Genomic DNA, 12,936 nt, shown 5'->3' on the forward strand with positions numbered 1-12,936 from the left:
TGATCCCCGTTCTTGTGCTTACGCTATTCGGATGGGCGCAAACACGGGGGTTGTCGATCACATGACGCCTCGGTCATCGTCATGTGATCGAGACTGTCTCTAGGATGCGGTCCACCCCCGGCCTCGCGCTACGACACCCAGAAGTTGCGACCTAGGTCTGCATCCAAAGGACTGTTGGTATCTTTCAGATCAAAGATCTTGCCATCGACAGTCAAAGAAATTCATTTGCTGCGTGATTAGGGTGGGCGCACAATGCTCCGCATTCAATGGTGCAATGTTCGACCCAGCACACTAAGGGCTTAGCTACCAGACCGGAAGTCAAGCTGAATGAGCAGCAGCATGTCAACGGCACGGAGAGAGCGAGCAACAAGGCTCGATGCCGACAATTGCACGGAAGACGGGGTCACCCGGTTTCAGTGCTGGTAAGTTGATATTGGCGGCTCGGGACTTTATTGCTGCTTGAGCTTCCAATTGGCCCGACCATGCAGTGGAGTTGCTCGGGCCATGTTAGGGCCGATGCTGCTGCAAGAATGAACACCGAGGTGGTGATTAATGGTCGAGAGGTGCGCTCTCCGAAATTGCTGACGCTGTCCAGTTTGCTACTCATAGGTCACGTGCGTCGAGGATTGAGCCTGACCATGTTCTTGGTCGGCAAAAACGTATCTGCATTGCAACGGCAATTCTGAAAGGGTCGACATATCGGAATGTCCGCTGCAACAACGTCAAGTATTAAGTACAGTTAATCGTATGCTTTCAAGCCAAACGTGGAGCAGCCTTGCCTCAACCATGAAGCCTTGGTGATCAAGATCAGATTGGCTGATCCTGGGAGAAGATCGCAATGCCGGTGCAACAAGACGTCCGTACAGTCTCCGAAGCAGTTGGAATATTCCGCCGCCCCGAGGACCTCCAAAGTGCAATCGATGAATTGCTAAGTTCTGGCTTTGACCGTGCGGATCTCAGTCTGCTCGCCAGTGAGCACGCCGTGGAGGAAAAGCTCGGACATCACTATGAGAAAGTCAGCTCATTGGCGGATCATCCTACAGTCCCGCGAGCGGCGTACATATCGACCGAGGCAATTGGAGGCGCTGAGGGTGCGTTGATTGGCGGGCTCATGTATGTTGGAGCGGGAGTGGGAGCTGGAGCTATCGTAGCTTCTGGCGGCACTCTTGCGGCAGCAATCGCCTCGGTGGCTTTGACAGGCGGCGTTGGCGGTCTCATCGGCTCGGTTCTGGCCAAATGGGTAGGTGATCACCATGCACATTATCTGCAAGAGCAGATCGACCATGGTGGCTTGTTGTTGTGGGTGCGAATATGGGATGCTGAGGACGAGATGCGTGCCCTTAGAATTCTTAAGAGCCTGTCCGAGTGAAAGTTGAATCCGAGCAATGGGTTGTGATTCACTGGTTGGCGCCGATTTGCGGAGGCGCCCATGTGGACCCCAGAGAACCGCGGTCTCTACGCTCGCCCAGGTTTGCGCTACCCGAGCGACCTGACGGATGCCGAATGGGATCTGGTGCGACCGTTTCTGCGCCGTCGCACGAAGTCCGGTCCAGCCCCGGAGCGCTTGCGCGAGATCCTCAATGCCGTTCTGTACGTCTTGAGCACAGGCTGCCAATGGCGGGCTTTGCCCAGAGACCTGCCGCCGCGCAGCACCGTGCACGGCTGGTTCGTGCGCTGGCATTGCGATGGCGTGCTCGACCGCCTGCACTTCGCGCTCTACCAGCAGGTCCGCCAACTTGAGGGACGCCAGGCCAGTCCCACCGCCGCGATCGTCGACAGCCAGAGCGTCAAGAGCGCGGAAAAAGGGGGAGGCATATCGATCCGATCGGCTATGACGCGGCCAAGAAAGTCAAAGGCAAGAAGCGTCACCTCATCGTCGACACACTGGGCCTGGTGCTTGGGCTGAATGTGACACCGGCCGACGTGCAGGACCGGGACGGCTTTCTGCCGCTTCTGAAGAGTGTGCGGCGCGTGTTCGTGTTCCTGGAGCGCCTGTTTGCCGATGGCGCCTACAGCGGCGCAGCAACAGCCGCGGCCGCGAAACGGACCGGCAAGGTGGTTCTGGAGATTGTCAAACGTTCGGATGCAGCCAAAGGCTTCGTGGTGGTTGCGAAGCGGTGGATTGTCGAGAGAACCTTCGGGTGGCTCGGCCGCTGCCGCCGGCTGGTCAAGGATTTTGAGAATCTCACGCGCACGCAGCTGGCGTTCGTGCAACTCGCCATGATCCGGCTCATGACCCGCAGGATCGCAAGGCTTTGTCAAAGCTCATGAATCGCTCGGACCGACTCTAAGAAACATTCAGGAGGCGACGTTCACGCCCACGTTCTGCCAGCAGCGGCGTAATACTATGTCCTACAAGGCTTAGACGAGGTATTCGGCGTGAGCCCCATTCTCGACGAAAATGCCAGGAGGATCTGCGCCTCGACCTAATGATAGCGTGTGGTTTGTTCAACCCGCGACTTGGATCCGGACAAGGGTGCAAAACGTGAAGCATCACGAGGGACTGGAGCTCACTCCGACAGGAATCCTGACCTTTTAGGCTGAATCTAAACATCTAGGGCAACCGGCCGCTAGTGACCGCGGTCGCATTTCGGTACAGGGTGATCAACGCCTGTAGTCACCCGATCCAGGCTTTGTGTAGCTAATACTACAACGCCAATCCTAAGACATTGTCGTGGGTCTAACAATGTCCTCAACCCTTACCTGGTCACCCGGACGATGCGAATGGTTCGGCTTTCACCCTTGTAACGGAGTGCAGTCCGGCCAGGACGGGGCCAATGATCGCCATATCCGCATTGACAGAGTGCACCGCATAGACTGGGTAGGAGAATTGAGGCATTTCGGGGACTAGATGGAGTTGTCCGGACTCTATGTAGGGTTGGGCCGCGCTCATCCTGAAATAGCCGGCCCCACCAAAGGATAGAACATAGCTAAGCGCGAGCGGGCCAAAATCCATAAAGAGATCGGGTTTAATATCGGGAAAGCTCATGCCATGATGAAGAGCAAAATCAGGCCCCCAATCCATATGCACGTAGTCCAATCCGTCCATAAGGCGTCCATCAGGATCGGACGTTACGAGCACGAGTTTCTCTTCGGTTAGCAGATCGATTGTTAGGCCTGGTAGATGTTGAGGCGCATACATGATCGCGACATCGACTAACCCAGATGCCACTTGCTTGATCAGATCCTGCGGCACATCAACGTGAACGTGGAGGCTTATATCAGGTAGTGAACGGCGTATCCATTGAACCCAATTGAGCAGAAGCGGCTGCCACAGGCTCACCTCACTACCGGCGGTCAGCACCGCACGGCGGCCGGGCGGCACTGCGACCTGCTGGAGCGTACGCTGCCACAACTGGACGAACATCGGGGCATGGCGCAGGAACTGCTCGCCAGCGGGCGTTAGCGAAGCTCCGCCTTTATGACGGACAAAAAGCTGCCGCCCGAGCTGCTGTTCCAAGATGCGGATCCGCGCGCTCACTGTCGTCTGACCGACATTCAATCGCTCCGAAGCTCGTATGAAGCTCCCAGTTGAAACGATCTCAAGAAACGTCCGAGCAAGTTCAATGTCCATAAGTCATATAGCACAAAAACTGTACTAAAATGTCAATGAGATTGAACAAGCAGGTGGATAAGCTGCCCAGTAGATTGGGAAAATATCGCCAAGTCAGCAACTGACAGGCTTGTGGGAGCCGCTGAAGGCAGAACGATCACCACCCCCTCCACCCGGTGCACACTTGCAGCATCCCGCTCTGGACGGCTGATGGCCTATGCTCCACCCTTTCTCACTTGTATCACGCTCTGGAGCACGCGTGACAATTCCTCAACCGCATACGGCTTCTTCAGCAATTCGAAGCCGTACCGTCCTTCTTCCGCCAGCACGTGGCTGTAGCCGCTCGTCAGCACAACCGGCAGGCATGGGAATCGGCGGCGGATCTCCTGCCCAAGTTCAACCCCGCTCATGCCCGGCATGACCACGTCCGAGAACACCACGTCAAATCCGTTCATTCTCTCGTGCAGGAGCTTCAGCGCCTCGTCAGCATTCGCGGCCCAGGTTGTCTCGTAGCCGATATCTCGCAGGAGCTGCGTCGAAAATGTGCCAACCTCGACGTTGTCCTCAACAACGAGCACACTCCGCCCGCCGCCAGTGTCACCCTGCACGGCGCCTCTCACGTGGGGGGCGGCCTCTGCCGCCGTGTGCGTGACCTGTGGCAGGTAGAGGGTGAAGGTGGTACCACGCCTGAGTTCGGTCTCAACATCGACGTCGCCGCCCGACTGTTTGGCGAAGCCGTAGACCTGGGAGAGTCCTAGCCCTGTGCCCCTGCCGACCTCCTTTGTGGTGTAGAACGGCTCGAAGATCCGGGCGAGCTTATCGGCCGGAATACCTGATCCTGTATCGGCCAGTGACACTGCTATGAAGGAGCCTGCCCCGCCGCCGTGCCCCCGGATCGGGGGCATCTGCATGACGCCCTGGACCCTGATTGTAAGAATACCCTCACCATCCATAGCATCACGGGCGTTCACCGCCATATTCACCAGTGCCGTCTCGAACTGGCTGGCATCGGCCTCAACGAGGCAGCGTTCGTAGCCGATGTCGGTCACGATCTGGATGCGCGAGCCTAAGACGGTGCGCAGCATGTCGATGATTGCTCGAATGCGCTCGACGACATCGAACACCTCAGGCTTAAGCGCCTGCCGGCGGGCAAAGGCTAGGAGCTGACCTGTAAGCTTGGAGGCGCGCTCGACCGTATCAGCGATGGCTTCGATGTAGCGCTGGCGCCGATCCTCCGGCAGATCCGAGCGGCGCAAGAGATCGGTTGCGGAGCGGATGATCGTCAGCAGGTTGTTGAAGTCGTGCGCTACACCACCCGTAAGCTGTCCTACAGCCTCCATCTTCTGCGATTGGCGCAACGCCTCCTCGGCATGCCGGCGCTCTGTGATATCGACCGCTTCGGGCACAATGGCGACAACTTCGCCGCCCGCATTCTGGACAGGCCGCATGGAGAGGTCGAAAGCCCGTTGGCCACTCGGCAGGTTGAGGAAGATCTCCTGACGCATCGTCTCCCCACCTGCCACCCTTGCGACCGCCACGCGGACAGTTTCCGGCATTCCGGGTGTGGCTGTGAACCACGGCGTGTCCCTGAACGGCTTGCCGACCACACCTTCGCGCGCTGACTGGATGCCTTCAAGTGAGCTGGTGTTGGCGTCCAGAAGCGTGCCGTCGGGCGCCATCAACCATTGATATTGGTAGCTCGTCTCGAAGATCGTGCGCAGCCGGGCTTCGCTGGACCGTAGCTCTGCCGTGCGCTGGGCAACCTCGGCCTCAAGCCTCTCGTTAAGGCGCTCAAGCGCCTCCTGCGCCCGCTTCTGCTCGTTGATGTCTACAATGACGACAAGGGCCGCACCAACTTGCCCCTCAGAGTTCCACACCGGGACACCGCTTACACGTGTCCAGATCTCCTGGCCGTCGCTCGGGCGAAAGCGGAACTCGGTCCCGGCGGATTCCTCGCCACGAAGAGCGCGTATGCCCGGGTATCGATCACGCGTGAGCCGCTTGCCATCGTTGTCCAAAGCAACCCAGCGCTCCTCGCCGTCAGGTGTACGGGACGGCAGCGGATCGTCCGGAAGGAAGCGCCGGAACGCTGGGTTGGATAGAAGGGCCTTGCTGTCCTGGTCGATGAAGCAGACGCCGACCGGTAGGTTGTTGATGAGAGCTGTAAATCGCTCGCGCTCCATAGCGAGCCGAGCCTCGGTCTCGCTTATCAAAGTCTTAGCCTGCTGGCGCTCCGTAATTTCGAGGAAGAGCACCGCGAACCGCTCCGCGCCGATGTGGAAAGCGTGCCCCTCATACCAGCGATTCAGGACGCCCACTTGGCGCGTAAAAGTCACCGGCTGACCCGTCTCGACGACGTGGGCGAACTCGTCCACCCACTCGCCCTCTATACCTGGAATGGTCTCCCTAAGGGTATGGCCGACTGCGGCCTCACGGGAGATGCCGACCAACTCCTCCCAAGCCGGGTTCACCTCAAGGTAGCGCCAATCCGTGATCCTGCCATCCGGATCACGGACCACCTCGCCAATAAGCGCACCCTCGTGCAGGCGTTCGAAGAGGCTGCGCCAGGGTATATCGCCGTGACAAAGCGCCGGTTGGATCGCCAAGCCCTGGCTGGCCTCAATTCCCTGACTGAGCAGTCCAGCGATCCTCCCGTGGTCGTCGCGCACCGGACTGAGATGACACTTGAAGAACCGCCGCTCCGAGTGGACGTCACCAAGCAATGTGAATGGCGCGATCTCAAGAGAGGTCGCTTCGCCAGCAAGAACGCGGTCAATGGCGGGATTAAGGATGTTGATCGCAGCCGCCCAGGCCTCTCGGAGCGGGCGGCCGAATGTGTCTGCCTTCGACGCGAGCAAGAAACAGTAGGCATCGTTGTAGATGCACGTCAGATCCGGCCCCCACGCCAGGATGGTCGGCACCCTGCTCTCCAGGGCCGCAGCGGCAAGAGTTTTAAGCGAATGCGGCCACCTCTCGATCGGTCCGAGCGGCGTCGCCGCCCAGTCGAAGGCGCGCATGAGAGTGCCCATTTCGCCGCCGTCGACGATTTCGGGGCTTGTGGCGGGGCTACGGCTGCCATGCATCGACCTGACTCCCACTTGGCGGTGCGTACCTGCAGTCGCTTCCTAACTTCTGGGCCTTCGGCAGGCGGAAGTCGGCCCAGGCGGTTTCTCGAGCGGCCGGCCTGCGGTTAAAGATCTCTCGGCCGTGAATGAACGCCTTCGGCGCGGGCGCTAAAGGGATGTTGCGGCTGCGGTCGACCGGCAGGGCCGAAGCGTTACATAAACTATAAATACCGCCAAAGAATGCGCGTCGCGCGTCTCCTCCAACTGAGAACAGCGATTGATACGGGCGCGGGCGACCGCAAGCAACTTCGGCCAAATCTTGCTCTTGGTCACGTCCTCGCGTGCGAGAACGCATAAGCGAGATTTTCCAGTCCTCCACTGAAAAGGAGGCGGCAAACATGAGACGGCCGCACAACGACCGGACTTCAACCGCGAGCGCCACCCGACGGATCATGTAATCTCCTGCCCAATCAAGGGCCATCCGACGTCTCCAAGAGGCTATCAACCAGAAGCGCGACATAGCAGATGAAGTAGTTCACAAGGGCCAAGGCATAGAGGCCGCCCGCTTGATCATGCTCCGTGTTCCGCTCCGCCTTGAGCCCGCGGCTTAGCGCGACACCCCCGAGGAGACCGAAGGCAAGGATTGCAGCCCGCAGACTGGGTCCGAGACCGTGGCCACTCAAGCTGCCTATCGCCATGCAGGCGACCAGCACAAGCGAAGCCTTCGCGAGTGCCGTGAGCGCAATACGGTATAGGATCATTCTGAAGGTTGGTGACTGCACCGCGTCACCTTGAGTAGGAGTCATGTCTGGCCCAATCGGCTGTAATAATCCTGAACTGTCCGATCATCGAACCACCAGAACCGAGCACTTGGAGTGCCGGACAATGGTCGATGCGTTGGAGCCCAAGAGATATGTCGCCATGTTTGGCGCATGCGAGCCGACGATGATCAGATCGGCGCCAATCTTCTCTGCCTCGTCCAGCACCTCATTGCAAACCGAGCCCATCCGTACCGTGCTCGATATGGATCCATTGGGCAGCGACACGCCAGCGGCAAGCGCTTCAAGGCCCCGCTCAGCTTCTGCTTGCGTTTCGTTCGCAAGCGGGAGCGCGAGTCCCATAGCGGAGAATGGCAGTGTCGATTGAACATGGATCAGGCGCACGGTGCCGTTCGAAGCGTGTGCTAAGGCAATGGCAAGCTCAATGGCGAGCTCCGCCAACTCCGGGTGATCAAGGTCGACTGGGACAAGCAATGTCTTGAACAAGATCCCGTAGGCTGGCGCACGCTCCGGATCGGCACCACTCCCCCGTCGTGAAGAACTTGTATGCGCAGCGACAACTCCGATCAGGGCGGCATCCATAACTGGCTCCTCCAAGACGAGCCGTTCCCCCACGTCGTCAAGATATCTGGGGACCTCCCCGGCAATCCCCGACAAAGGAGACTGAAGTGGGCTTATTGCACTGTGACCCCAAATACAGATGACCTCAAACGAATTTGTTTCAGCAATGACATCAAAATTTTTGCTGCATCATCCTCGATCAGGCGATGGGCCTCGCCTCAGCTCCGACCTTCCCAGCCACCGGCCGCGCACGAAACTATCCTCGTCCACAATCGTCAGAAAAGTGTGAGCCAAGTCGAAATCCCTCGTTGCCTCGCGACCTCTTGCAGATCAAGGATCTTGCTCACAAGAGTCAAACAAATTCATTTGTCCGGTGAAAGCGTTGCGCGCAGAGTACCTCAGGTCAAGCAGCTCTATGGTTTGACGGGAGCGAACCAAACATGGTGCTTCCGAACAGGATCGGCTTCAGGGAGAAGTAGCATGCGGACGCCCCGAAGAGCCCATACGGTAAGGTTCGATGCCGGCCACCTCAAATCGGCCTGGATCAATCTCTTCTTTGTCGTTGGCGGGTTAATGCTGACCGGCTAGGGCATTCTCACGCCTTGACCGGTCTCTGTCAGGGGCGGTTTAGGGAAGCAGATGATGGCCCATGCATAAGCCGGAAGGCGGGGAAGAATGATCAGGAGGTTACGCTCTTCGTGAATGACAATGCGACCCAGTTTGCCGCACAAAGGTCACGTGAGCTCAAGGCCGTTGGCGAAATGGAGTGCTTGGTCGTGAAGAGAGTAGAGCATTGCAGCGGCAATGCTGGCAGCTCTCGCGGAGCAAGGTTCCGAGATTGCCCGATATCCGCAAAGGCGCCTAAAACCACACAGGCCAGTGTGTAGGCACGACCGGATTGAACCTGAGGAGATCGTGCCCCAAGCGCAGATGCCTCGCAGGCTTCGTCAGGTGCGTAGGTTTAATCCAGTGAGGTAGAGACTGATGATCAAGGATATCATGGTTCATCTCGACGGGAGCGCAGAGGATGAGATCCGGCTGGCGTACGCAGAGATCATCGCCTCCACATGGAGCGTCCACTTGACCGCGATCTTCACCAACCGTCTGCCTGACCTTGCCGTTGCGACGCCGGTGGATGGAGGTGCTGCAATGATGCAGATGCTCTCGGAGTGGCAAAGCCAGGCACAGCAGGAGGGGGACGCCATCTGCGGGCGCCTTGCCGAGCGACTCGCCAGAATTGCTGAGAGAAGTGAGCTACGTCGGATCGACGAGACCGTCGACAACATGGTCTCAGCCGTCGAAAGGCAGGCGCGATGCACCGATCTTTTCGTCACCACGCGTCCTTATCCGGAATCTGGTGGATTGACCTGGGGCCGTCTCGTCGAAGCCGTGCTTTTCGGCAGTGGACGTGCCCTTCTGCTGCTTCCGCCCGGGTATCCCCCACGGGGCGCGGCTCAAACCGTTCTCGTCGCCTGGAACGACAGCCATGCGGCGGCACGCGCCATGCGCGAAAGCCTGAGCTTCATCGAAAAGGCCACTCGCACGGTTGTTCTTGTCGTCGATCCCAAGCCCGACTCCGATCCCGGATCCTTGGTCAGGGGATATCTTGCTCGGTATGGGACCAACGTCGGGGTCGTTTGTGCCGAGAGCCGGAACCGGCGCATCAGCCAGGTTATCGCGGACCAGGCGCATCGTGTCTCCGCGGATCTGATCGTCATGGGAGGTTATGGTCATGCCCGGCTGCGGGAGCGGGTGTTCGGAGGAGCCACCTTGGAGATGCTGACAACCTCGGAGTACCCGATACTGATGGCTCACTGATACAGCGAGGAACTCTGACATGAGCGGTGATGACCTGAGCGTGGGGGCCGGGGAGTTGCTGGCAATGGCTGGATGGGCAGGGATGCTTTATATCCGACCATATATGGACAAGCATGGCCGCACCTGTGATCCTCATAATGAGGAGACAGAGCTTCTCCAAAAGGGATACCCTGTGGTTGGGCAGAGCGACCGCGAGGTTGTTCGATATCGTCTAACGGCGAAAGCGTTGAGCTATCTCGCAGCGAGACATGTAAGTCGTATGTGGGCGCACAGCACAGTCTGCTCGGGGTTGAGAAGCAACAGGGTTCGCCCTCACTGCCATTGGGAGGTCAGGAAACTTTGACTTGGCAAAGAATGACTTTCCGCTACGTGCTGCAGTCTGAACAGACGCGAAGATGCTTTGGAAGAAGTTATCGTAGGGTGAGTTGCTACCGCATCGTGCGTTCTCACAGGTCACACGGCTCGTCGAGGTGAATCGATGAAGATCACCGGCCTCACCACTTTCCTTGTCCCACCACGGTGGTTGTTCCTGAAGATCGACACGGATGCGGGGATCAGCGGCTGGGGAGAGCCGGTTCTGGAAGGCCGGGCCCGCACCGTGGCGGCAATGGTGGAGGAGTTGGCTGACTACCTGGTCGGCAAAGACCCGTCACCCATCGAGGATCACTGGACCGTGCTGTATCGAGGCGGTTTTTACCGCGGCGGCGGCGTGCATATGAGCGCCATCGCCGGCATTGACCAGGCGTTGTGGGACATCAAGGGTAAGACCTTGGGCCAGCCGATCCACAAGCTTCTTGGCGGTCCGGTTCGCCAGCGGATGCGGGTTTACTCCTGGATCGGGGGCGACCGGCCGGCTGACACCGCCGCGGCCGCCAAGGAGCGGGCTGCACTGGGGTTCACCGCAGTGAAGATGAACGGCACGGCCGAACTCGGCTGGATCGACAGCCATGCGCGGATCTCAGCCGCCGTCGGCCACGTGGCCGCCGTGCGCGATGCGGTCGGTCCTGATATGGGCATCGGGGTGGACTTCCACGGTCGCGTCTACCGTTCTATGGCCAAGACATTGATCCGTGAGCTGGAGCCGCTCAAGCTCATGTTTATTGAGGAGCCGGTGCTGAGCGAGAATGCCGAGGCGCTTGCCGAGATTGCGGCTGCGACCACCATTCCGATTGCACTGGGCGAGCGGCTCTATTCGCGCTGGGACTTCAAGCCAATCCTGGCTGCCGGTCATGTGGACATCATCCAGCCCGATCCGTCCCACGCAGGCGGGATTACCGAAACACGTAAGATCGCCGCGATGGCCGAGGCGCATGACGTGGCGCTGGCATTGCACTGTCCGCTGGGCCCGATTGCCCTCGCGGCCAATCTGCAGCTGGATGCCGTATGCCACAACGCCGCGATCCAGGAGCAGTCGCTCGGCATCCACTACAACCATGGCAACGACTTGCTCGACTATCTAGCCAAGCCTGAAGTCTTCCGCTACGAGGACGGTTACGTGAATATCCCTGACGGCCCAGGCCTCGGAATTGAAGTCAACGAGGATTACGTCCGCGAGCGCGCCAGCCAGGGCCACCGCTGGCGTAACCCTGTCTGGCGCCATCCGGATGGAAGTTTTGCCGAGTGGTAATGCTGCTACAGCTGCACGGGTTCGATTATCGGCACCGGTCGCCCCGACCGCCAGCTCATTCACGAGCCGGGACCTCAGCTCCTCGTGACCTCACCAATCCCTCGCATGCGGCGGCAGAACGCCCCTGGCTCGCGCCTATGGTTGCTGTCTCTGCTCGCTGAGTGACACCGTTATCACCTGCCAGATCCGTCCCCAGCGGCAGGGCGCCGGCGCTTGCGCTTTGCGAGACCTATTGGGCAGCGTCGGGTTTCCTCGTACTCATCCCCGTCACTGCAGGGCGGCCAGCCTAGACCTTATTGCCTCCACCACGGGTTACCCAACCGCGTTTCGCGTCGAGGCCTTGGCATTTTTCGTTCGAGAACCAGATCGCGGCGTTTGAGCCGCCTGGAGAACCGGTCAGTCGCCCGGGCCAGGATCCGGTGAGAAATACTTCTCCAGCTTGTTGGGCATGCCATCAAACGCCTCGGCATCGTTCGGAGGTGCGCGCTTGATCGTGATGTTCGGCCAAGCGGACGCATACTTCGCGTTTAGCTCAAGCCGGCTCTCAAGTTCTGGTTGCGTGTCAGCCACAATAGCTTCAGCTGGGCATTCGGGCTCGCACACACCGCAGTCGATGCACTCATCAGGGTGAATGACAAGCATATGTTCGCCCTCATTGAAACAGTCTACAGGGCAGACATCCACGCAATCCAAGTACTTACACCTAATGCAGGTATCAGTTACGACGTAAGTCATGGAGCGCTCCAAGCTACACTCAGCAGGCTGCACAGCAACCCGCGGGCGCTTTCTTAACCAACTCTGGGTGGGCCAGAGGGTCGGGAACTGTGCCGATCACGGCTTGGTTAATCGTTCCCGGAAGGGCCTCGCCCGCCCCGTAAACTGGAATTCAATGTCCATCTGTGATCATGAGCGCTGAGAGACCTTCTCAAGGTACGAAGTGGGCTTCGCAGCGCACCTTGAGTGGAGCAGGGTTGGCCTGCTGCGGCATTCTTTCAACCTCCACCCGTAGAGATCGCACCGGCGAGCGGAGGTCTTGACAGCTTCCTGCAACCCCTTTGCACGTCAGACCGCGATACCGACTGCGTCTGTGGCCCGGGTTCATGATTCGATTTACCCGTGCATCAGCTCCGACGACTGCCAGGCTAGAAGCCTCCATATTTGGCCACGCTCTCGCCACACTCGCATATTCCTGTGAAGAAATACGTCCTGCTCCAAGCCGATGCGAGCGTGTCCACGCATTAACCCGACGAGGATTACTAAGTCGCCGTCAACTCGGTAATCCGTTTCTGTAAGGTCAAGATCGATGGAGTAGGTAAGATCGTGGGAGCGAACAGCAGTGATGTAGGATTGCTTATCAAAGATTTTCCCCCTGTTGCTGATATAGATGAACTTGTCATCCAGTATGAGCGCCATGGCATCGGCGTCATTGGTGCGGATGGCTTGAAGGCGGACTTGCTCCAGATGCCTTACGGACTCAAGAGCGGTCTGATCCGGATTGCTCATTGTGGCTCCTGAATAATGTCACTTCGCGAA

11 protein-coding genes are annotated in these 12,936 nt (G+C 58.8%); 4 read left to right on the forward strand and 7 right to left on the reverse strand.

Translation table 11 applies throughout. The features are described from left to right. The first annotated feature begins 838 nt into the window (after positions 1-838). Positions 839-1,369, forward strand: coding sequence for a hypothetical protein (locus tag ILT44_RS16040; RefSeq protein ID WP_204240608.1), 531 nt, complete (start codon positions 839-841; stop codon positions 1,367-1,369). A gap of 60 nt (positions 1,370-1,429) precedes the next feature. Then, positions 1,430-2,271 (forward strand): IS5 family transposase gene (locus tag ILT44_RS16045; protein WP_372441172.1). Its coding sequence is split into 2 segments (ribosomal slippage): positions 1,430-1,799 and positions 1,799-2,271, totalling 843 coding nucleotides; the frame shifts between segments, so codons are not numbered across the junction. A 436-nt stretch (positions 2,272-2,707) separates the two neighbouring features. Here ILT44_RS16045 and ILT44_RS16050 read toward each other — a convergent pair. From ILT44_RS16050 to ILT44_RS16070, 5 genes are all read right to left on the reverse strand, one after another. Then, positions 2,708-3,574 (reverse strand): LysR family transcriptional regulator, encoded by an 867-nt coding sequence (locus ILT44_RS16050; protein WP_204240610.1) that lies wholly within the window; start codon positions 3,572-3,574, stop codon positions 2,708-2,710. A gap of 194 nt (positions 3,575-3,768) precedes the next feature. After that, entirely contained in the window at positions 3,769-6,636 is a 2,868-nt protein-coding gene (locus ILT44_RS16055) for a PAS domain-containing protein (protein WP_204240611.1), read from the reverse strand. Beyond that, complete coding sequence (locus ILT44_RS16060; RefSeq protein WP_204240612.1) at positions 6,620-7,099, reverse strand: hypothetical protein; 480 nt, start codon at positions 7,097-7,099, stop codon at positions 6,620-6,622. Before ILT44_RS16060 ends, ILT44_RS16055 begins: the two co-directional genes overlap by 17 nt. Beyond that, positions 7,089-7,379 (reverse strand): hypothetical protein, encoded by a 291-nt coding sequence (locus tag ILT44_RS16065; protein ID WP_204240613.1) that lies wholly within the window; start codon positions 7,377-7,379, stop codon positions 7,089-7,091. Before ILT44_RS16065 ends, ILT44_RS16060 begins: the two co-directional genes overlap by 11 nt. An 84-nt stretch (positions 7,380-7,463) precedes the next feature. Next, on the reverse strand, positions 7,464-7,979 hold the full coding sequence (locus ILT44_RS16070) for a universal stress protein (RefSeq protein ID WP_204240614.1): 516 nt from the start codon (positions 7,977-7,979) through the stop codon (positions 7,464-7,466). 963 nt (positions 7,980-8,942) lie between these two features. On the opposite strand from ILT44_RS16070, the gene ILT44_RS16075 reads away from it, so the two are divergent. Further along, the gene (locus ILT44_RS16075; protein WP_204240615.1) at positions 8,943-9,776 is read left to right on the forward strand and encodes a universal stress protein; all 834 of its coding nucleotides are present in this window, start codon (positions 8,943-8,945) and stop codon (positions 9,774-9,776) included. A 478-nt stretch (positions 9,777-10,254) separates the two neighbouring features. Then, positions 10,255-11,403: a galactonate dehydratase gene (dgoD, locus tag ILT44_RS16080; RefSeq protein ID WP_204240616.1), complete on the forward strand. Its 1,149-nt coding sequence runs from the start codon at positions 10,255-10,257 to the stop codon at positions 11,401-11,403. Between the two features lie 396 nt (positions 11,404-11,799). Here dgoD and fdxA read toward each other — a convergent pair whose 3' ends face one another. Together fdxA and ILT44_RS16090 are read right to left on the reverse strand one after the other, a co-directional pair. Beyond that, complete coding sequence (fdxA, locus tag ILT44_RS16085; protein ID WP_204240617.1) at positions 11,800-12,138, reverse strand: ferredoxin FdxA; 339 nt, start codon at positions 12,136-12,138, stop codon at positions 11,800-11,802. A 375-nt stretch (positions 12,139-12,513) separates the two neighbouring features. After that, positions 12,514-12,906 carry a nuclear transport factor 2 family protein gene (locus ILT44_RS16090; protein ID WP_204240618.1) on the reverse strand — a complete coding sequence of 131 codons (393 nt, stop codon included), beginning with the start codon at positions 12,904-12,906 and terminating at the stop codon, positions 12,514-12,516. Positions 12,907-12,936: the final 30 nt, after the last annotated feature.

Origin of the sequence: Microvirga arvi, assembly GCF_016892765.1 — a bacterium.
GTDB lineage: Bacteria > Pseudomonadota > Alphaproteobacteria > Rhizobiales > Beijerinckiaceae > Microvirga > Microvirga arvi.